Source organism: Martelella lutilitoris (genome assembly GCF_005924265.1).
Taxonomy (GTDB): domain Bacteria; phylum Pseudomonadota; class Alphaproteobacteria; order Rhizobiales; family Rhizobiaceae; genus Martelella; species Martelella lutilitoris.
On the sequence record NZ_VCLB01000010.1, the window covers coordinates 28,586 to 49,381 of the forward strand.

Sequence of the window (20,796 nt, forward strand, 5' to 3'; positions counted from 1 at the left end):
CTCCCTGATCGCTAATAGTTGCGACGCAGCCAAGACCGGCTAAACAAAAATCGCAATCTTACATTGTTTTTATTTAGTTGTCTCTCTATGGGTGTTTCCGTTGTGCAACACATCAACGTTTTGGCAGCCGTCTGAAGGCCCCCACCTACCCCCCCCCCGAAACTCCCCGTCGCCGTTGGCACATGCACGAAGTTGCGGTCGAAATAGAGGAGGGCGTGGCCGTCGGCGCGGATGCCGACGCGATCGTGCTCTCGATCGCCGATGGCGGGTTGCGCTCCGCCCATGATGCCTTCGCCGTGATGCCGGAGCGGGCCGTATTCGTTGCGGGCGATGCAAGGCAGCTCGCCTTCGCGCATCTGGCATCGCTCTGCCGGATCATTCTGGAGGAATACCGGGTGGGCGACCGGGAGAGCATTTCGGTGATGACGGGGCTGGCGCATGCCATTCTCGCCCATGTGCGCAGGCTTGAGCGCGCCCTTCCGGCACGCGTTTCTCCTGCTGCCGCGCTCGGTCTGGCGCTGCGCCGCGAGATCGAGGCGCATTTTCGCGAGAACCGTCCGGTCGACCGCTATGTGGCGTCACTGGCGACGACCCGGCATCTCCTCGACAAGGCGGCGCATGACACATTCGGCACGTCGGTGAAGACGCTGATCCTTGAACGACGCCTGACCGAGGCCAAGCGGCTTCTGTTGTTTACCATCCGCCCCGTGGAGGATATCGCCCGCGAGATCGGCTTTGACGATCCGGCCTATTTTTCGCGCTTTTTCCGACGGATGGCGGGAGAGGCGCCGGCAGCCTGGCGTCAGCGTCAGCTTGCCGCGCGGCAGAACGGTCACGGCTGACGGGTGATTTCGCCGGCTGCTGCCGGAGCCCACCTTTTTTGTGCAACTGCGATGCGCCTGTCAGGCGGCTGGAGGAGAGCCATGCGCTGAGGCATAACGCGTCAATCAAGCTTTGGCGGCGCCGCCTGAAGAGCGGCGGGCCGTTCTCGTTTCACGTCCTGGTTCTCAAAGCGCGTCGAGCGCCGCCGTCAGCCGATCCACTTCGTCGAGCGTGTTGTAATGCACCATGGACACGCGCAGCATGCCGCCGTCTTCGGTCTGGTCGAGATATTCGGCGAGGCGCCGGGAGTGAAAGTCACCGTGACGGATGGCGATGCGGTGTTTGTCGATCACGTTGCACACCTCCGCCGAATTCCGGTTGTCGAGACGGAAGGCAATCGTCGGCACCCGGTTCGGGTTAAGTCCGGATGGATCGCCGATGATCTCGCAGTCATTGCGGGCCCTAAGATAGGACAGGAGCCGCTCGGAAAGCGCTATTTCCTGGGCGGTGATCGCCCTGTACCCCGCTTCGATCTTCGCGCGCGCCGTGCCGGTTTCGCCGGCCTGCTCGCCGAGTTCGCAGAGATAGTCGACAATGCCGCACGTGGCATAGGCGAGTTCGTAATTCGGGTTGCCGGGTTCGAGTTTTCCGGGGATTTTGTCCTTGCCGTAGAAATAGTGGTAGAGCGTGTCGAGTTCGGTAAGAAGCGCATATTTGCCGTACATCAGCGCGTAATGCGGGCCGAACACCTTGTAGAGGCTGAAGACGTAGAAATCGGCGTCAAAGGCCTGCACGTCGACGGCGCGGTGGGGCGCATAGGCCACCGCATCGACACAGATTAGAGCGCCGCGTTCGTGCACGAAATCGGCGATTGCGCGCACGTCATTCACCGATCCCAGAATATTGGAGACATGGTTGAAACAGACGAGCTTTGTCCGCTCGTTCATCAGCGGCGCGAGGTCATCCAGTTTCAGCGTCATCGTCAGTTTGTCGAGCGGCCAGAACCTGACCACGACGCCCATCGCCTGGAGACGGTCCCAGGGGCCGATATTCGACTCGTGATCGGCGACGGTGACGATGATTTCGTCGCCCGGTGCGAACTGGCTCTGCATGGCGCGCGCAAGGTTTTGAAGCAGCACGGTCGATGACGGGCCGAAGACGATCTCTTCGGGACGGGCGGCGTTGACGAGGTGCGAAGCGGCGGTGCGCGCCTCGTAAAGGGCTGCTGCGGCCTTTTGCGAAACATCATACGATCCGCCGATCTGCACGTTCTTCTCATAGAGGAATTCGTTGATGCGCTCGACCGCGCCCTTCAGGATCTGCGATCCGCCGGCATTGTCGAAGAAGGCCCAATCCTGCTTCAGGCCCGGAAACTGGCTGCGGACGAAATCAAGGTCGAGAGTGGATGATCCGGACACGGGTGTTACCTCTTGTTGTTGTCTAGTGATTGAGCACGGCGCGGAGAAAATCGCGGGTGCGCGCCTCTTGCGGCGTATCGAAGATTTCCGTCGGCGCGCCCGCCTCGACGACGCGCCCGCCGTCCATGAAGATGACCCGATCGGCGACCTGCCGGGCAAAGCCCATTTCGTGGGTGACGATAATCATGGTGACGCCGGTGCCGGCAAGATCGCGCATCACGTCGAGAACCTCGCCGACCATTTCCGGATCAAGCGCGGAGGTCGGTTCGTCAAACAGCATCACGCGCGGCTCCATCGCCAGCGCCCGGGCGATGGCCACGCGTTGCTGCTGGCCGCCGGAAAGCTGTGCGGGGTATTTTTCCGCCTGCTCGCTGATGCCGACGCGCTTCAGCAGGGCAAGCGCGTGTCTGCGGGCCTTGTCCGCCGATGTGCCGCGCACGCGCATCGGCGCGAGCATCACATTGCGCACCACGCTCATATGCGGGAACAGGTTGAAATTCTGGAACACCATGCCGACCTCGGCGCGCACCTGCGCCAGTTCCGGACCGCGCCTGACGGGGAGGCCGTCGATCTCGATGCTGCTTTCTTCCGAAAAGCCCTCGAGCCGGTTGATGCAGCGGATCAGCGTCGACTTGCCGGAGCCCGAAGGGCCGACGACGCAGACCACCTCGCCCTCGGCAATGTCGAGATCGATGCCGTGCAGAACGGTGAAGTCGCCATAGGCCTTCTTCAGGTTGCGGATGGAAATCTGCGTGCGCGCTTTCTCGGCCATCAGCGCCTCCCTTTGCTGAAATGCTGCTCAAGCCGCGTGACGATGGCCACCATCGGCCAGAGAAGAATGATGTAGATCAGCGCCGCGCCGATCAAAGGCGTCGGATTGGCGGCAAGCGCCTGCGCCTGGGTCGCCTGTTTGAGAAGATCCGGCATGGCGACGACCGAGGCAAGGGCCGTATCCTTCAGCACGTTGATGCAATTGTTGGTGAGCGGCGGAATGACGATGCGGATCGCCTGCGGCAGTACGACATCGACCATGGTGTGGCGTTCGGAAAGCCCCAAGGCGGCGGATGCCTCGAACTGGCCGCGCGGAATGGCCTCGATGCCGGCGCGAAAGATTTCGGCAGTATAGGCGGCGGAGACCAGAGACAGGGCGGTGACCGCGGAGAGGAAAGCCGACAGCCGGATGCCGACGAAGGGCAGTGCGTAATAGACGACGATCAGCAGCACCAGCAGCGGGATTGATCGGAAGATGTCGATATAGAAGCGGATGAGAATGCCAAGAATGCGGGGCGCATAAAGCCGCGTGACCGCGAGCAGAAGACCGCCGGCAAGCCCGACGAGAATGCTGAGGATGCCGATCTCCAGCGTCACAAGCAGGCCGCGCATCAGCTGCGGCAGGCTGTCGACGAAGACATCGACATTCAGGAATGTATTGATCAGATCCATGGCGGGAGAAGGCTCCGGGTTGGGCCGGCCACTTGTGGCAGTGGCCGGCCCGAGTACGGAAAAAAGGCGCTTACTTCGCCATCGGCATGTCGAGGACCTCAACCGTGGAGGTGCCGGCCTCGGGCGCGGCGCCGAACCAGCTCTCGTAGATTGCGGCCAGCGTGCCGTCTTCCTTCAGCGCGGTGATCACGCCGTTAACCTCTTCGGCAAGCGGGGCGTCCTTGGCGAACATGATCGAGTATTTCTCGCCGGTGGGGATGCGTTCGACCACCTTCAGCTCCGGCTTGTCCTTGACGTAGTAGAGCACGGCGGGAATGTCGGAGATATAGCCGTCGATGCGGCCTGCCGTCATGTCGAGCATGGCCGGCGCCAGGCCTTCATAGCGGCGAATGTCGGAAAAGCCGTATTCGTCCTTGTGGGCTTCGGCCCACATGTCGCCGGTCGAGCCGGTGTCGACGCCAACAACCTTGCCGTCCATGTCGGCAAGGCCGGACACGCCGGAAGAGGCGCTGGTCGAGAGCGACTGGTCGCTGTCGTAATAGGGCTGGGCGAACGAGACCGATTCGAGGCGCTTTTCGGTAATCGTGATCGAGGAGACGGCCATGTCGATGCGGCCCGACTGGACGGCCGGGAACAAGCCGTTGAACGGCGTGTTGACGAATTCGACGGTCTTGCCCATGCGATCCGCGATCTCTTCGACGAGGTCGACCTCGAAGCCGACGGTCTTGCCGCCGGCATCCTCGAATTCCCACGGAACATTGCCGATATTGGCGCCGACGGTCCAGTCGGCGGCGTTTGCGCCGGCGGCGGCCAGTGCCGCGACGGCGGAAAGAAGCGTGATTTTCAGAGTGCGTTTCATTGTGGTTCCCCTTGTGCTTTGGTTTGGTCTTCGCCTAAATTGGCCAAACTGGTTAAACCGGTCTGACCAGTTAGACCAATCATGCACGGCTTTTTCCGCTTTGCAAGACGGGGCCCGAAAAAATAGACTGGCCGGATCAATCGGGGAGGCGGGGACCGCATGCTCAACAAGACACTTCTGCCGCAATCGGTCGCGCGCCAGTTACAGACCATGATCCAGTCGGGCGAACTGAAGGACGGCGAGAAGATCCCGTCCCAGCGCGAACTCTCGCTGAAATTCGGCGTCAGCCGGCCTTCGTTGAGAGAAGCGCTGCTGACGCTCGAGACGCTGGGGCTGGTCAAAACCGAACCCGGCCGGGGGACATTCGTGACCAAGAGCGGGAGCCCGCAGGCGCGCGATACCGGCAATTGGCGCTATGCCGACAGCTATTCCGTATTTGACGTGTTCCAGACCCGGGTGATGCTGGAAGGCGAGATCGCAAGGCTTTCGGCGGGAAGGCTCACCCACTACCAGTTCGACCTGATGGAGCAGGCAACGGCGGCGATGGAGGAGAGCTGGGCGCGCCAGGATCTGATCGCCAATGTCGAGGCCGATCTGGCGTTCCACGGCATCATCGTCTCGGCCTGTTCCAACGCCATGCTGCGCGACCTCTATGAAGCCGTGCGCGACAAGCTGACGGAGACCCAGCGCCAGCCGATCCCGCGTACGGATCCGGAACGGATGAAGGCCTCCGTCGGCGAGCACCGAACCATCGTCGCCGCCCTTCGTGCGGGCGACAGCGAGGCCGCAGGCGCGGCCATGCAGGCCCATATCCGTAACACGGCCCAATGCGCGGGCCTTGCCCCCTGAGACGGTGAGGAGTGTCGGCCGCCCCCAAGCAAGGAAAAAAGGGACTCAATCGTCCTGCGCGCGCCCCTTGAAGGACTTTGCGAGCAGGAACATCTCGACCGATTCCGAGCGGGAGGCCGCCGGCTTGACGTGGACCACCTGCCTGAAATTTTGCTTCAGCATCGTCAGGAGGTCGTGTTCCGCGCCGCCCTGAAAGGTCTTGGCGAGAAAATGTCCGCCCTCGGCCAGCGTCTCGATGGCGAAATGGGCCGCCACCTCGCACAGATACATGGTGCGCAGATGGTCGGTGCGCTTGTGGCCCGTGGTCGGCGCGGCCATGTCGGAGATCACCAGGTCCGGCGGGCCGTCGAGCGCCTCGCGCAGAAGCCGCGGCGCCTCGTCGTCGAGAAAGTCCATCTCGAAGAACCTGACGCCGGGAACCGGCGCCATTTCGAGGAAATCGATCGCGGCGACGCGGACGTCGGTATCCGTCGAGCCGGTCACCTTGGCGGCGATCTGCGACCAGCTTCCGGGAGCGGCACCCAGATCGATGATCCGGCGCGCGCCCTTGAGAAACTGGTGCTTCTCGTCGATCTCGAGCAGCTTGTAGGCGGCCCGCGCCCTGAAGCCTTCGGTCTTCGCGCGCTGCACATAGGGATCGTTGATGTGCCGTTCGATCCAGCGCCGCGATGAAGCCTTCAGCTTGGTCTTCTTGACCTTCTGGCCGATCTTGCGGCCCGTGCGGACCGGTTTTTGCGTTTGCTTGGCCATGGTCAATCCCTGTTGTCGTGGCGGGGCGGACGGTTGAAGCCGCCCCGGCGCCTTTTCGAGCGCCAAACGCCGTCGCGCATCATCATGTCGGTCAGAATGCCCTCGCGCAGGCCCCGGTCGGCAACCCGCATGCGCTGCGCCGGCCAGCGACGGCGGATCGCCTCCAGAATGGCGCAGCCCGCGAGCACAAGATCGGCCCGGTCCGGCCCGATGCAGGGATTGGCCGCCCGCCCGGCGAAATCCCAGGAGAGCAGCTTGTCCTGCATGGCCGAAACCTCGTCATTGGACAGCCAGATGCCGTCAACCTTGCGCCGGTCATAGCGCGGCAGATCAAGGTGGACGCCGGCGAGCGTCGTCACGGTCCCTGAGGTGCCGATCAGATGGAACCCATCATCATCCGCGCCGCCTTCGACCTCCGGACAGTGGAAATCGCCGAGCAGCGCGGTGACTTCAGCCACCATGTCCTCGAAGATCGCCGGCGTGACGTTATGCCCGCCATAGCGTTCCGAAAGGGTGACGACGCCGACAGGCAGTGACGTCCAGTGCGATATATGGTTGGCGATGCGCTGCGAACGGTTCTCGCCGAGCCGGATGACGGCGATTTCCGAAGAGCCGCCGCCGATATCGAAGAGCACTGCCGAGCGCGTCTCCCGGCCGATCAGCGAGGCGCAGCTGGAAACGGCAAGGCGCGCCTCGGTCTCGCGGTTGATGATCTCGAGCTCGAGCCCTGTTTCATGCCGCACCCGCTTGAGGAAGGCGTCGCCATTGTCCGCCGCGCGGCAGGCCTCGGTCGCAATCAGCCGCATGCGGCGCACCGACCGGCCCTTCAGCTTGGCCGCGCAGAGCGACAGCGCCTCGACCGCGCGGTCCATGGCCTCGGGTGAAAGACTGCCCGTTGCCGCCAGCCCCTCGCCAAGCCTGACGATGCGCGAAAAGCCGTCAACGACGCGAAACTGGTGGTGACGCGTCGGCTGGGCGATCAAAAGCCGGCAATTATTGGTGCCGAGGTCGAGCGCGGCATAAAGCGTGTTGCCGGCATGGTGCTGTCCGCTGCCGGACCTTGTTCCGCGCTCCGCCGGACGTGCATTGTGCTGCGAAGCGGGTTGAGCTGCTGAACCATTGTGCGCCGCCGGTTTGCCGACCGTGCCTTGCGAGGCGGCGACCGCCTGCTGCGTCCCGCCTTCCGGCGCTTCAGCGGGCTGGGTTGCGGCGTGCTGGTGCTTGCATCCGTCAGAGCCGAGGGGCCCGCGCGTATGGGCCTTGCGCCGGCGTCTGCGCTTCTTGTGGCCTGCGCCGGCGGCCTTTTGGCTTGCGTCCGCGGCATCGCCTTTCCGGCGGGAATCAGGCGCAGCGGTTTCGGCGCTCTGCCGGGCATCGCCGGCGACAGAAACGTCATCACCCCCGCCGCGTCGTTTGCCGCGACGGCGCTTGCGTTTTCGGGGGGCGGCTTCAGCCTGGGGCTGGGCCGGCTCTGTCGGCGCTTTGGCGCCGCTCTTCAGTGCGGGCACACCGGCGGCGGCATTGCTGCTGCCTTTCCGGGATCGGCGACGGCGGGCTCGCTTGCCCTCGCCGCCTTTTGTCAAGCGCGCCCCGCCATCAGACAGCCTGTCGCTGTTTTGGGGGTCTTCCACTTTTTCAGTTCCATCGCGCCGCGCAAGCCGTCGCCGCAGGGGCCGCTCGCAACATGGCGCTCAATCGATTTTCAGTTGCCGCCATCATAGCAGCGGGGACAGGTAAGGCCAATGCCTTTTCTTTTGCCAATCGAGGCGCTTCCGGAAAACGCCCTTCCGGCGGATGTCGAAACCGCGTCAGCCAATGTCACGCGCAGGGGGCGTCGGCACAAGAAAACAGCGGAATTTTTCCGCAGACCCCCTTGGCAAGCCGGGACAATTCTGTTTATAAGCGCCCCACACCGACGGCGCTCTTCGCCGCCTGTTGGGGAATAGGTTAACGGTAGACCCACGGACTCTGACTCCGTTAGTCCTGGTTCGAATCCAGGTTCCCCAGCCAAATCAATCTTCAAGCTATTGCAATAAAAGGCAGTTTAATCTGTTTCTCCGCGGTTCCACGCCGCAGTGTCACCCATGACTGTGGCGCAAACGGGCATCAGGCTGCTTCAGATGAGGCGCCGTTTACACTGGGCGCCGCCGTGTTGCTCTGCCTGCTCCGCCCCCGGAAAAATCCAACGTCCGGCGGTCCAACACGTGGGCGCACTGCAGTCGTTCCACCTGACTGTGAAACGCCTTAATCCGGCAGCACCTTGAAACCTCCGGACGGCGCGGTGGTTTTTCGTTCGATCAGTTCAACGCCCAGCGTAATGCGGCGGGCAGAATTGAAGCGGGCCAGTGACTGTTCGAGGAGCAGGTCTATCGCCAGCCGGCCCATCTCGGCGCGATCCATATGCATTGTGGTCAGCGGCGGCGAGGCATGCGCGGCGAGCGAAAGATCGTCAAAGCCGATGATGGACAGATCATCCGGTACGCAAAGCCCCAGCGAGGCTGCGGCCTGCATCACGCCCAAGGCAACCAGATCGCTGGCGCAGAAGATTGCGGTTGGCCTTGGTGTGCGTTCACGGAGGATCTCTGTGATCTTGTCGCGGCAGGAAAGCGTCAGGAGATCGGGATCACCGACGTCGATCACATGATGATCCATCGAGAAGGCGATGCCCGCCTCTTCCATGGCGTCGCGAAAGCCGAGCATGCGGCGTTTCAGCGATTCCCGGTAGAGATGGGTCACATGGACGATCTCACGATGGCCGAGCTCCAGCAGATGCTGGGTGGCCGCCCAGCCACCGAAATTATAGTCCGGCGAGACGCTGGAAAGCTGCATCTTGCGATCCATGCCATTGACCAGCACCGCCGGGCGACCGGTGGAGCGCACGGCATCGATGACCGGAGCCTCGTCGAGCCCGACGAGGATTGCGGCATCGGCGCGGATGTTGCGCAGGGTGTCGTAGTCGGCACTCGTCGGATCGTTCGATGTGACCAGTGCCAGATTGATGTCGATGCCTTCTTCGCGGGCGCTTTTCAGCAGGCTGTCGATGATCTGACCGTAGAACACGTCATTGGTGACGTATTTGTCCAGGGTGACAACGAGCGCGGAGGATATCCGTGTGGCAATGGTGGCGCGGCCGCTACGACCGCGATAGCCGATTTCCTCGGCGATGCGCGTCACCAGGGCGCGATTGGCGGCGCTGACACCTTCGCGGTTGTTGAACACCTTGGAGACGGCTGCAACGGATAGTCCCGCTGCATCTGCAACATCCTTCAGCGTTGGGGCGGGCAATTGCTTCGTCATGATCGGTCCGGCGCATGGTCTCTCTCAGTCGCCTTATACGAAACTTCGCGAAACTTTCCTATTGCTGTCACGCCCACACGGTTCTTTTACCAGAAAAACTGGGTATGCCCCACGGAGCGCATCAGTGCTTCCATGAAGTAATAGTCACCATAAGGCAGCATCGTGTCGCAGCGACCGGCGGGAACATGCGCGGCGCCGTGAGCAAGAAGCCCCTGGGCGCCTTCGCTCTTCGTCAGGTCACAGGTCGAAAGCAACCCGTCGATCAGGCGATCGGCAAAAGCGCGCCATCGCTGGGCTTCCTCCGCGGGGATATCCTGATCTGCCAGCAGGTAAAGCCCCGCTGCCATGACTGCACCTGCCGAGGAATCGATGTAAGGCGTTTCGGTGTCTGGCAGGTTGAAATCCCAGACCGGAACGGCAGCGGACCCGACCAGCGCCTCGGCTTTTGCTGAGAGCCTGCGGGCGACCTCGAGATGAGCGGGGTCTTCGGTTGCGGCATAGCACTGTGCAAATCCATGCATCAGCCAGGCCTGTCCACGGGCCCAGCAGGATGAATTGGCATATCCTTGGTGGGTTTCACCGCGAATGGGTTCGCCGGTTGAAGGGTCGAATACGAAGGTGTGGAAACTCGTGTCATCATCCCGGACAAGGCAGGATGCGGCAGTGGCAGCATGGATCTGCGCGACATCGCGGTAGTCTTCAATGGCCGTCTCGCGATGTGCCCAAAAAAGAAGCGCCAGGTTCTGCATCGTATCGGCAATCATCCGGCCATTGGCGAAGGCGGCCTTCTCCCGGTCATGCGTGCCCTGTGCGCTCCAGGCCTGGATATAGCCGCCTTCGGGTCTGAACCGCGCCAGCAGGGCGTCGGCGGCTGCAAGGCCCATCGAACGAGCCGATTTGTCCCCCGTCAGGAGCCATTCGGCAACGGAAGAAAGCGAGAACTGAAAACCCAGATCATGGTCCCGAAGCCTGCGATCGCGGAGAACCTGTTCAAACTCAGGCCTTCTTGCCTTGGCTGCATTCTTGAAGGCGCTGCTGCCGGTCATCTGATAGGCAAGCCAGAGCTGCCCTGTCTGGAAACCCATCACCCAGTCTGGGCCGTTGCAGTAGATCCAACGGTTGGCGGCGTTGCCGATCTTGGGGTTGCGCAGCCCGACGGTCGGCATCTGCCGATCGAGGCGCTCGATGCAGCGTATCAAGGCTGCCTGATGCGCTTCGTTCGTAGGCACATCGGATTCCTTTGCGAAATACGAGTCCGCAACACGGTTCATGGGAAGGCTCCTGTCGAAATTTGTTTCTTTAATTTCGTAAACTTTCGTATTTTCGTCAATAGAGAAAATTTATGTTGACCTTTCGTGCTCCTTGGCGTTACCAGTGTGCTCGTTGGCGCTGTTCACGATCGTCAGTGCAGCGTGAGCGCGGAGGACGAAATGCGTTTTCAATTGATTCTGGAGTGAGGCCGATAGGTTCCCTCAAGCGGGAGCGAAAAACCCACCCGAATGGGTGGTCTGGTCAGGAGGTCCCCGGTCTTTGCAATGACGATCAGCTCAGGGAAGGAAAAAATGAAGATTTCTCGCAAAATTCTGGGGCTGGCCTGCGTTCTCGCGGCTATGGCGACAAACGCCGAGGCCAAGACCTACAAACTTGCACACAATGTTCAGCCCGACAGCACGGCGGGGCATATGCTCTCCGAATTTGTCGAGCGGGTCGAGGAAGGAACCGACGGCCGGGTCAAGATCAAGATCTTTGCCAATGGCGTTCTCGGCGACCAGCTCGACTATTTTTCACAGATTCAGAAGGGCGTTATCGATCTCGGCCTGGTGAACAGCGCAGCGCTCGAAAATGTCATTCCGGCCTATGGGGTCGTCAATCTTCCCTATATCTTCCGGACGTCGGAGGAGTATGGCGCGGTCATGGCAGATCCTGGCGTGCGCGCAGCGCTTTTCGATGAGGCCGGAAAGCATAATTTTGTGCCGCTCGGCTTTCTGTCATCGGGTTTCCGGTCGATCTACACGACCTCACCGGTTGCAAATATCGACGACCTTCATGGCAAGAAGCTCCGTACGATGAGCTCCGAGACCTACATCGAAATGCTGGATCGCTTCGGCGCAGTTCCTACGCCGCTCTCCTTCGGTGAGCTTTATTCCGGTCTGCAGCAGGGGGTTGTCGACGGTGCGGAAGGCGGGCTTGCGGGTCTGTGGTCGGCGAAGTTCGGCGAAGTCGCAAAATATGCGCTCGAAACCGATCAGACGCGCCTTACCGACTTTGTCGTCGCAAGCCAGAAGTTTCAGGATAGCCTGTCTCCCGAAGACCTCGAAGTGGTGAATTCCGTCTTCGCCGACATTTCGGCTCGCTCCATTGAGATCGCGGACCGCAGCGAGGCGGAGGACTTGCAGAAGGCTGTCGATCAGCTTGGCGTCGAGGTCATCCAGATCGACAAGGAGCCGCTGATGAAATCGGTCGAGCCGATGTATACGGAAGCGGCCAAGGATCCCGGCAAGGCTGCCTTGCTGGAAGCCATCTTCGCGATCGAAGGACGGCAACTCGACTAGGCAATTGCGGGCGGCTCCACCGGAGCCGCCCGTTGACAATTTTTCAGGGTGCCGACCGGGCGCAATCTGCTGAGCCGCCCCATCCGGGACGAGATCCATGACCAAGCAATCAGAACCTATATTTGATGAGATCCTGCGCGAAGAGGGCCTGTTCTCGCGCGCCTATAATTGGCTGACACACGCACTCGGCATCGTTCTCGCCCTGCTTTTGGCAATGATGTCCGTGCTGATTTCCTATCAGGTGATCTCCCGTTACTTTTTCAATGCTCCGAGCAGCCTGACGGTGGAGCTGTTGCGTTACTCGCTGATATGGCTCGGTATTCTTGGCTCAGCATACTGCTTCATGCTGAACAAGCATCTCAATCTGCCGCTTTTGATCGATGCCCTGAACCCACGCTGGGCGGGCAGGCTCAATGCCTTTAATGCAGCGCTGACATTCCTGTTCGGAGCGCTTCTGGCATGGGGCGGCTATCACGCGATGATCGGCAATGCGCTGACCCTCACGCCAATGCTTCATGTCGCAGTGGGGACACTGCAAAGCGTGCTGCTGTTCGCCGGTCTGCTCATTTGTCTCTCACAGATTGTTGTGCTGGCAATGCTGGTCCGCTCAGGTCGGGCGCGGATAATCGATGTTGTTTCGGTCATGGCCCTGATCTTGGCCTTCATCCTGGTTGCAAGCCTTTTTCGGGGAACCGAAACCTATGTGAGCTGGGTCGATAATCATCTCGAACTGTTCTCGATCGTCATTTTGTTCGGCACGCTGTTTGCGCTTCTGGTTCTGGGCACATCGATCGCCGTCGGCCTGGCCTTTTCAGGGATCCTCACGCTCAGCTTGCAGGTCGACACCGCGCAACTTTTTTCGACCATGGGCGAGAAACTGTTCAATGGGCTCGACAGTTTCGGATTTCTGGCGCTCCCCTTCTTCGTGTTGGCCGGAAATATCATGAACCAGGCCGGCATCGCCCGCCGTCTCATCGATTTCGCCATGCTGCTTGGCCGGCGCATTCCCGGCAGCCTGTGGCAGACCAATGCGCTGGCCAACATGTTGTTCGGCTCGCTCTCCGGCTCAGGCATTGCCGCTGCGACCGCGATTGGCGGAATCGTGACGCCGATCGCACGCGAGGAAAAATACGATATGCCGATCACCACGGCGGTGAATGCGGCATCAGCCCCGTGCGGCATGCTGATCCCGCCATCGGGCGCGCTGATCGTCTATTCGCTGATCACCGGCGGCAGCGCTTCCATCGTTGCCCTGTTTCTGGCGGGCTATGTGCCTGGCATCATCATGGGCGCCGCGGTTATGACAGTGGCCTATATCTACGCCAAGAAGCGCAAATATGCGACCGACAAGAGCCCCTACCGCATGAGCGAGGTGACCCGCAATTTCCTCAGGGCCGCACCGAGCCTCATGCTTGTGGTCGTGGTTATCGGCGGCATCGTCATGGGCGTCTTCACCGCCACGGAAGGCTCTGGCATTGCGGTTCTCTACAGCTTCATCCTGGCGCTGTTCTATCGCAGCCTGACGCCGAAAACCCTGCTCAAGGTTCTGATCGAAACGGCCGCCGCGACCGGTATCATTCTGTTCCTGATCGCCTGCTCGAACCTGATGAGCTGGAGCATGACCTTTGCCTCGATCCCCGACACGATCGGCGAGATGCTGACCAGTCTCAGCGACAACAAATACATCATCCTGCTTCTGATCAATGTCGCGCTTCTGATTGTCGGCGTGTTCATGGACATGGCGCCGGCGCAACTGATCTTTACGCCGATCTTCTATCCCGTCGTGACAGCAATGGGCGTCGATCCCGTCCATTTCGGCGTGCTGATGGTCTACAACCTTTCGATGGGCGTGGTCACGCCGCCGGTCGGAACCGTATTGTTTGTCTCCTGCAGCGTATCGGGCGAGAAGATCACCAAGGTCATCGGGCCGCTTCTGCCGATCTTTGCGGTTCAAATCCTTGGTCTCCTGCTGATCACCTTTGTGCCGGCGCTGTCGCTGACCTTGCCGCGCCTCTTCGGTGTGTGATCCGTCAGCTCTCTTTTGCACAAGGGCTTTTCCGACAATGCGATGGCCTCTCGCTCGGGATTTCCAGCGCTGCCGAATCTCTCGTCAACCTGAGCGTCTCAAATCGAAGCCGTCCGGGTCTCGTAGGCTGTCAACAGTTCGGCAACCAGAGGGTTTGGAAAGCGGCGATGCAGGGTTATGGCGAAGAATTCTTCCCTGAGATCCTCCAGCCTGCCAAGCTCGATGAGGCGGCCCGAGGCGAGTTCGTCTCTGACGACGATCGGCGGGATGACCGCAAGGCCTGCATCGGCGCGCGCCAGCAGGCGGAGCATCGCCATGTCATCCGCCTCGGCTGCAATCCGCGTGGAAATGCCGAGTTGCACCACCATCGCATCGAAGGAGGCCCGGAGCGCTGATTCCGGTGTCGGCAGGATCAGGGGATAGGCGGACAGGAGCGCGCGCAGCGGCCGCCCGGCGAGTTCACGCGCGCTCGCAGACCCGATCAGGCTGACCGGTTGCTCCGACAATGCGTGCACCAGATAGGGGCTCGATGCATCGCGCGCCGGCACGAGATTTGTCAGAACCACATCGACCGAAAGCGCTTCGAGAGCTCTCAGCAGCTCGGGCTGGGCGCCGGAGCGCAGCACCACTTCGACATCGGAGCGCCCGATCAGGGGCTCGATGAACCCGATCTGGAAATTGCGGGAAAGCGTCGCCAGCGCGCCAACGCGCAAGGCGCGGCGCACCTTGCCTGCATTCTTCAGCGTTGCCGTCAAATCTTCCGCTGCCTTGAAGATCGCCTCGGCATGATCGAGCGCGATCCGCCCGGCCTCGGTCAGCACCAGCCCACGGCCCCGCCGCTCGAACAGGTCATGCCCGAGAGACGCTTCGAGCGCCCTGATCTGCGACGAGAGCGCCGATTGAGAGAGGTTCAGGGCGCGGGCGGCTCCCGTCAGGGTGCCGTCCCGTGCAACGGCCCGGAACAGGCGAAGATGGTGAAGGTTCAACAGTTCATTCTTCCATAAAACAGAACGGTTTTGAATAATATATGTAATTTTTTCAATGAAAGCGAGCCGCTATATCGGCGGCAGGTTCCATCATCCGTGAGGTCTCCATGCCGCATCTTGTTCCTTTGCCGATGCTCATCCCTGTCCTGCTGCTCGCGGCCGCCGCCGTCTCGATCGCGCGCCCGGGCCGTCGCCCGGGCAAATATCCTGTCATCGCAGAGGTCAGCGCGTTTGTCGCCATCCCGTTGGCCCTGGCGGGTCTGATGCAGCTCCTGGTTTCCGGGCCATCGACGGAAAGCCTCTTCGCAGGTCCTTTCATGCTTGCCCTCCGGCTTGATGCCGTAAGCGTGACGATGACCCTGCTCGTAGCGTTCATCGGCTGGGTGGTCATGCGCTATGCCCGCTCCTATCTCGACGGCGAAGCGCGGGAAGGCAGGTTTCACGGGCTGATGCTGGCCGCTCTGGCCGTGGTCCAGATTGTCGTCCAGTCGGGAAGCCTGCCGGTGCTTTTCCTCGGTTTCGTCGCGATCGGCATCTGCCTGCGTCAACTCCTTCTGTTCTATCCGGAGCGTGCGGCGGCAAGGCGGGCCGCAACGAAGTTCGCGCTGGTCTGGCATGCCGGCGACAGCGCCCTTTTCCTCGCCACGGCTCTGTTCTTCATCAGCACCGGAACGGTCGAGCTCGGTGCGTTGTTTGAGGCCGTCGGGCCGCAACTGTCATTCGTCGGGCATCTGGCGATCGGTCTCCTGGTGCTGGCGGCAGCCCTGAAGGCCGCGACCTTCCCGTTGCATGGCTGGCTCACGGAGGTGATGGAGGCGCCGACGCCGGTCTCGGCATTGCTTCACGCCGGCATCATCAATGCGGGCGGGTTCCTGCTGATCCGTACGGCCGATCTTGTACAGTCGAGCCCCGGCGCGATGGGCGCGCTCGTTGCCCTTGGCGGGCTGACCGCGCTCTTCGGAGCGGTGGTGATGCTCACGCAAAGCGCGGTGAAGACGGCGCTTGCCTGGTCCACGATCGCGCAGATGGGCTTCATGCTGCTGCAATGCGGCCTCGGCCTTTGGCCGCTTGCGCTTCTCCATATCGTTGCCCATTCGCTTTACAAGGCGCATGCGTTTCTGTCGTCGGGCGGCGCGGTTACGGCCGTTGCCAACCTGCGGCGTCCCGGCCCGATTGCCATTCCGAGCGTGGCCAATGTCCTGCGCTCCTTCGCCGTCGCACTTGTTCTTTACGCGGTCGTGTCCGTTGTCTTCTCGCTGGTGGCCGGCCCGAAGTCGCCGCAGGCGCTCGCCATCGGCGCGATGCTGATCTTCGGTGTCGCCTATCTGGTTGCGCAGGGACTGGCCGATGCCGCACCGGTCGAACTCACCTGGCGCACGTCGCTGTCGTCGCTTCTTGTCGCGCTTGCCTATTTCACCTTCCAGCAGGTGGCAAAGCTGATGTGGGGTTCCGCCCTGCCGCACCCCCCTGCCGCCGGGCCGCTTGAATGGGCGCTGATCGTGCTGGCCGTCGCCTCCTTCGGACTCGTCGCCTTTGCGCAGGCGGTGTTCCCGCTCTGGGCGCATCACCCGTCAACGGCGGGGCTCAGGGTCCATATCGCCAACGGTCTTTATCTCAACGCGCTGCTCGACCGCGCCATCGGCGGGTACCGGCTTGCAAAGTTCAAATGAGGAGAGGATTTGAGATGTTCATCGATCAGGGACAATCCACCGCGCTTGAGGCGTCCGTTATCCGCAAGGCCTGCGCGCAGGCGGTGAGGGCCATTCCGCCGGCCTTTCCGCTCGATGCCACGGTCGCCGTCAACCCTTTCCTAGGTCAGACGGGCCAGGATTTCACGTCGGCTTCCGCGCATCTTTCAAGGTGCGCGGGCGTGAGCCTTGTTCAACCGCGGCATCATTTCCAGGAGGCCATCACCGACGGGCGTATTGCCGATGCAGACCTTCTCGCCGCTCTGGAAGCGAGCGGGGCCGCGGAGAAGCCCGAGAGCCTCGCCGCGCTGAAGGACATGGCGATGGATGAGCTGCCCTTGCCGGAGCCCGTTCCGACGGTCGCGGAGATCGCAGCCGACCTTTCCGGCATCGATTGGCCGTCGATCATCGAAAAGACCGTCGGACTGTGGGCCGCCGGTCATTTCGATCGCGGGCAGGCGTTGTGGTCGCCGGCGCCGGATCAGCCAGCGTTTGCTGCCTGGCGGTCCTGGGCAAGCCGCGACCTGACGCCGGAAATCGCGGGATTGTCCGGCTTCTGCTCGCATGTCTCCGAAGCGCCGGACAGCGCTGAAAGAGCGATCCGCAGGGCGAGCGAGCGGCTGAATATCACCGCGCATGCGGCTGAAACCGTGTTCCACAGACTTCTCATCGATCTCGGCGGCTGGGCGCAGCATGCCCGCTGGCTGCTCTGGCGTGCCGAACAGGATGGGAACTCAGACGGAACCCTTGAAGACTTGCTCGCAATCAGGTTGGTCTGGGAGGAGGCGCTGATGCGCCGATATCCGGGCGTGGCGGATCAGTGGCAGACGGTGCTTTCGCTCCATGCCGTGCGGCTTGCCCCAGCCCGCAAACATGTGGTCGACGAGATTTTGCAGGATGCTTCGGAGCGGGCTTACCTGCGTGCTCTCTCCCAAAGACTTTTCGTCTCGAAACCGGAAGTTCAAAGCCGGCCGGTCCTGCAGGCCGCGTTCTGCATCGACGTGCGCTCGGAAGTGTTCCGGCGCGCGCTGGAAAATCAGGACCCCGGCATCGAAACGCTCGGCTTTGCGGGCTTTTTCGGCCTGCCGGTTTCGCATCGGGAACACGGTTCGGATATCGAGGAAAGCCATCTGCCGGTCTTGCTGAAACCCACTCTCGGCTCCACTGGTCACGGCACCGCCAAAAGCGAAAAGACGGCCCGCATCAAGGCGCGGTCGATCCGGGCGCTCGGGCGTTTCCGGCAGGCGGCTGTTTCGTCCTTTGCCTATGTGGAGGCGGCAGGCCTTCTTTATGCGGGCAAACTGATGAAGGACACGCTCGGCCTTGGCGGCACGCGATGTCATTCGGCGCCGAGGCTCGATCCTGCGCTTGGCGCGGATGCAAAGGCCGCGACAGCGGCCGCGGTCCTGAAAGCCATGAGCCTGACGAGCGGCCATGCCAAAACGATCCTGCTGGTCGGCCACGGCGCCCATGTCACCAATAATCCGCATCAAAGCGCCTATCACTGTGGGGCCTGCGGAGGCTATTCGGGGGAGGTCTCGGCACGGCTGCTCGCAAGCCTGCTCAACGATGCAGAGACCCGCGCCGGTCTGCCCGGTCACGGCATCCATCTTCCGGACGACACCCTTTTTGTCGCCGCCCTGCACGATACGACGACGGATGAGGTCACGGTGTTTGACGGGGATTTTCAGTGTGACAAGGACCAGATGGAGCACCTGAGGACCTGGCTGACGCGTGCGGGTGCGGAAGCACGCGCCGAACGGGCCATTCGCCTCACGGGCGCCAGCGCGCAGTCGATATCGAAGCGGGCGACCAACTGGTCGGAGATCCGGCCCGAATGGGGGCTTGCCGGATGCGCGACATTCATCGCAGCCCCGCGCAAGATGACGGCCGGAGCAAGTCTCAACGGCCGGGCCTTCCTACACAGCTATGACTGGCGTGCGGATGACGGCTTCAAGACGCTCGAGCTGATCCTGACCGCCCCCGTTGTCGTCGCAAGCTGGATCAGCCTGCAATATTACGGCTCGACCGTTGCGCCGGATATTTTCGGCGGCGGCAACAAGCTTATCCATAACGTGGTTGGCGGCATTGGCGTCGTGGAGGGCAATGGCGGAAGGCTGCGCCCTGGTTTGCCTTGGCAGGTGATCAATGACGGTGAAAATCTGGCGCATACACCGCTCAGGCTTTCGGTGCTGATCGAAGCGCCCGAAGAGCCGATCACCCACATCCTCAACGCCCACCCCGAGGTACGTGAATTGTTCGAAAATCGCTGGCTGCATCTGTTTGCCCTGAAGGACGGCCGGATTGCAAAGCGGTATTGCGCGGATGGCGTATGGAAAGACGAACGGTACTCTGACCTGGCGGCATGACACGTGCAGCCAGAATCATCAACGCGCCGGCTGAAACAGGGTTTCGATCCTGTTTCAGCCGTTCTCCTCGCGTTCGTTCTCGGCCTGCTCGGCTGCCCAGGCGCTGGCGGCTTCCACGGCGACCGGCGTTGCCGTCGGCATCACGCCGAGATAGCTTTCGGTGTCGCTAACGGGAATGCCGGGCCGCTGGGTCATCCGGTAGAGCGCATAGAGCGCGATCACGGCGAATGTCGCGCCGAGAACCAGCCAGAAGGTGAAAGGTCCGGCCCACTCCATCGCCCAGCCTGTGACAAGCGGACCCGCGATCGCGCCGAGCCCGAATGTAAAGACCAGCCCGCCCGATGCCGCCGGCATGTCTTCTGGCGGCAGGAAATCATTGGTGTAGGCCAGAAAAAGCGCATAAAGCGGTGTGGTCATGCCGCCGGCGATGAAGGCCGCGGCCATCAGCGGCCACAATCCGCCCCCGGCCAAGAAGCCGCAAAGGCATGATACCGCGCCGACCAGCGAGGCTGCGAAGATCAGCTTGCGCCGGTCCATGCGATCCGAAATCCAGCCGATCGGATATTGGAAGGCGAGCGCGCCGGCAAACAGCATCGCCACGAGCAGCGCGATCTGATCCGCCGTCATGCCGATCAGCGCGCCGAAGACCGCGCCCATGCCCGACTGCGTCGCATAGACGCTTCCAAGAAAGAAGATGCCGACCGTGCCCAGCGGTGACTGGCGATAGAGTTCGCGCAACGGCATCGGCCGCGTGACCTCGGTCCTGGGCGCCTGGCCAACGGTCAACAGAACCGGCGCGAACGAAATCGAGACGAGGATCGATGCGCCGATGAACAGCACCGAGGTCTGTGCATCGCCAAGCGTCAGAAGACCTTGCGCGCCGATGATGCCGAGTGTCTGCGCGATCATGTAGGCGGACAGAACCTTGCCGCGCGTCTCGTTGGTCGAGGCATCATTGAGCCAGCTTTCGGCCGTGACATAGATGCCGGACATGCAGAAACCGATGAGAATGCGCAGCAAGGTCCATGCCCACGGCTCGACGAGCAGCGGAAAGGAAATCAGTGCCGCCGACATGAAGCTGCCAAGTGCCGCGAAGACGCGCACATGCCCGACATTGCGGATCAGGACAGGGGTATAGCGGGCGCCGGACAGGAAGCCGACGAAATAGCCGGACGTCACGATTGCGAGCGCCGCAGCCGAAAACCCCTCCAGTCCGCCGCGCAGGCCAACAAGGGTAAATTGCATGCCGTTGCCCAGCATGATCAGCACGATGCCAACCAAAAGAGCCCATATGCCTGACAAGACCTTGAACATCGGCGCCCCCGGAGTGCTGATCTACAATTGACGACCTGCGCGCATTTTACAAATCGAAATGCCCTTGCGGTGTCTCGTTTGCGTATCGGGGATGACATAAACGCGTCCCTGGCGTATCAGGGCGCCGCCGGATTCGTTGGTCGGGATTTGGTTTTCGGCTCTCTGGCGGGTTTGGAGAACCGGGGCAGCTTGCCCAATGATCGTGCTGGCGCCCTTCCACCTTGCCGTCGGCATCGGGCTTGCTCTCACCAGCCTGGTGATCAAGAACGCTGTCATGCTGGTCGAGGAGATCGACGCGCAGAAGAACGAGGCCGGTCTGCCGCAGCGGGAGGCGCGCCATTTCCCTTGTCTGAAACAGCAGGCGTCAGGCAAGGTCGATTTTGCGCAAGTCCTTTCCAAAAGCTGGTGAATTCAACATAAGCT

The 20,796-nt window shown here is 61.8% G+C and carries 17 protein-coding genes, 1 tRNA gene and 1 pseudogene; 8 read left to right on the top strand and 11 right to left on the bottom strand.

Going from position 1 to position 20,796, the window contains the following annotated elements:
- Window positions 1-152 precede the first annotated feature (152 nt).
- A pseudogene (locus FF124_RS20980) lies at window positions 153-230 on the bottom strand (flavin reductase); the annotation flags it as partial.
- A gap of 192 nt (window positions 231-422) precedes the next feature.
- Here FF124_RS20980 and FF124_RS20985 point away from each other — a divergent pair.
- On the top strand, window positions 423-842 hold the full coding sequence (locus FF124_RS20985) for a helix-turn-helix domain-containing protein (RefSeq protein WP_342777076.1): 420 nt from the start codon (window positions 423-425) through the stop codon (window positions 840-842).
- A gap of 165 nt (window positions 843-1,007) precedes the next feature.
- Here FF124_RS20985 and FF124_RS17610 read toward each other — a convergent pair whose 3' ends face one another.
- The 4 genes from FF124_RS17610 to FF124_RS17625 form a co-directional block, all read right to left on the bottom strand.
- On the bottom strand, window positions 1,008-2,240 hold the full coding sequence (locus tag FF124_RS17610) for a cysteine desulfurase-like protein (protein WP_138749795.1): 1,233 nt from the start codon (window positions 2,238-2,240) through the stop codon (window positions 1,008-1,010).
- A gap of 22 nt (window positions 2,241-2,262) precedes the next feature.
- Window positions 2,263-3,012, bottom strand: a complete 750-nt coding sequence (locus tag FF124_RS17615; protein ID WP_138749796.1) for an amino acid ABC transporter ATP-binding protein — start codon at window positions 3,010-3,012, stop codon at window positions 2,263-2,265.
- Window positions 3,012-3,683 carry an amino acid ABC transporter permease gene (locus FF124_RS17620; protein WP_138749797.1) on the bottom strand — a complete coding sequence of 224 codons (672 nt, stop codon included), beginning with the start codon at window positions 3,681-3,683 and terminating at the stop codon, window positions 3,012-3,014. Before FF124_RS17620 ends, FF124_RS17615 begins: the two co-directional genes overlap by 1 nt.
- Before the next feature lie 70 nt (window positions 3,684-3,753).
- Window positions 3,754-4,542: a transporter substrate-binding domain-containing protein gene (locus FF124_RS17625; RefSeq protein ID WP_138749798.1), complete on the bottom strand. Its 789-nt coding sequence runs from the start codon at window positions 4,540-4,542 to the stop codon at window positions 3,754-3,756.
- Window positions 4,543-4,701: 159 nt separating this feature from the next.
- Between FF124_RS17625 and FF124_RS17630 the strand changes: the two genes are divergently transcribed.
- Window positions 4,702-5,391, top strand: coding sequence for a FadR/GntR family transcriptional regulator (locus tag FF124_RS17630; protein ID WP_138749799.1), 690 nt, complete (start codon window positions 4,702-4,704; stop codon window positions 5,389-5,391).
- 45 nt (window positions 5,392-5,436) lie between these two features.
- On the opposite strand, the gene FF124_RS17635 is transcribed toward FF124_RS17630, so the two are convergent.
- Together FF124_RS17635 and FF124_RS17640 are read right to left on the bottom strand one after the other, a co-directional pair.
- On the bottom strand, window positions 5,437-6,141 hold the full coding sequence (locus FF124_RS17635) for an RlmE family RNA methyltransferase (RefSeq protein WP_138749800.1): 705 nt from the start codon (window positions 6,139-6,141) through the stop codon (window positions 5,437-5,439).
- Window positions 6,142-6,143: 2 nt separating this feature from the next.
- On the bottom strand, window positions 6,144-7,772 hold the full coding sequence (locus tag FF124_RS17640) for a Ppx/GppA phosphatase family protein (protein WP_138749801.1): 1,629 nt from the start codon (window positions 7,770-7,772) through the stop codon (window positions 6,144-6,146).
- A gap of 305 nt (window positions 7,773-8,077) precedes the next feature.
- Between FF124_RS17640 and FF124_RS17645 the strand changes: the two genes are divergently transcribed.
- Window positions 8,078-8,151: transfer RNA gene (locus FF124_RS17645), tRNA-Gln, on the top strand.
- A 234-nt stretch (window positions 8,152-8,385) separates the two neighbouring features.
- On the opposite strand, the gene FF124_RS17650 is transcribed toward FF124_RS17645, so the two are convergent.
- Window positions 8,386-9,438 carry a LacI family DNA-binding transcriptional regulator gene (locus tag FF124_RS17650; protein WP_138749802.1) on the bottom strand — a complete coding sequence of 351 codons (1,053 nt, stop codon included), beginning with the start codon at window positions 9,436-9,438 and terminating at the stop codon, window positions 8,386-8,388.
- An 86-nt stretch (window positions 9,439-9,524) separates the two neighbouring features.
- Window positions 9,525-10,709: a glycoside hydrolase family 88 protein gene (locus FF124_RS17655; protein ID WP_138749803.1), complete on the bottom strand. Its 1,185-nt coding sequence runs from the start codon at window positions 10,707-10,709 to the stop codon at window positions 9,525-9,527.
- A gap of 291 nt (window positions 10,710-11,000) precedes the next feature.
- On the opposite strand from FF124_RS17655, the gene dctP reads away from it, so the two are divergent.
- Both dctP and FF124_RS17665 read left to right on the top strand, forming a co-directional pair.
- The gene (dctP, locus tag FF124_RS17660; RefSeq protein ID WP_187326993.1) at window positions 11,001-11,990 is read left to right on the top strand and encodes a TRAP transporter substrate-binding protein DctP; all 990 of its coding nucleotides are present in this window, start codon (window positions 11,001-11,003) and stop codon (window positions 11,988-11,990) included.
- Between the two features lie 97 nt (window positions 11,991-12,087).
- Window positions 12,088-14,016: a TRAP transporter large permease gene (locus tag FF124_RS17665; protein WP_210237496.1), complete on the top strand. Its 1,929-nt coding sequence runs from the start codon at window positions 12,088-12,090 to the stop codon at window positions 14,014-14,016.
- Window positions 14,017-14,114: 98 nt separating this feature from the next.
- On the opposite strand, the gene FF124_RS17670 is transcribed toward FF124_RS17665, so the two are convergent.
- Window positions 14,115-15,005: a LysR family transcriptional regulator gene (locus FF124_RS17670; RefSeq protein ID WP_138749805.1), complete on the bottom strand. Its 891-nt coding sequence runs from the start codon at window positions 15,003-15,005 to the stop codon at window positions 14,115-14,117.
- A 104-nt stretch (window positions 15,006-15,109) separates the two neighbouring features.
- Here FF124_RS17670 and FF124_RS17675 point away from each other — a divergent pair, with 104 nt between their 5' ends.
- Window positions 15,110-16,672 (top strand): proton-conducting transporter transmembrane domain-containing protein, encoded by a 1,563-nt coding sequence (locus FF124_RS17675; protein ID WP_138749806.1) that lies wholly within the window; start codon window positions 15,110-15,112, stop codon window positions 16,670-16,672.
- A gap of 14 nt (window positions 16,673-16,686) precedes the next feature.
- Window positions 16,687-19,059, top strand: coding sequence for a YbcC family protein (locus tag FF124_RS17680; RefSeq protein WP_138749807.1), 2,373 nt, complete (start codon window positions 16,687-16,689; stop codon window positions 19,057-19,059).
- A gap of 54 nt (window positions 19,060-19,113) precedes the next feature.
- Here FF124_RS17680 and FF124_RS17685 read toward each other — a convergent pair whose 3' ends face one another.
- On the bottom strand, window positions 19,114-20,373 hold the full coding sequence (locus FF124_RS17685; protein WP_138749808.1) for an MFS transporter: 1,260 nt from the start codon (window positions 20,371-20,373) through the stop codon (window positions 19,114-19,116).
- Between the two features lie 196 nt (window positions 20,374-20,569).
- Here FF124_RS17685 and FF124_RS17690 point away from each other — a divergent pair, with 196 nt between their 5' ends.
- Complete coding sequence (locus FF124_RS17690; RefSeq protein ID WP_138749809.1) at window positions 20,570-20,782, top strand: hypothetical protein; 213 nt, start codon at window positions 20,570-20,572, stop codon at window positions 20,780-20,782.
- Window positions 20,783-20,796 lie beyond the last annotated feature (14 nt).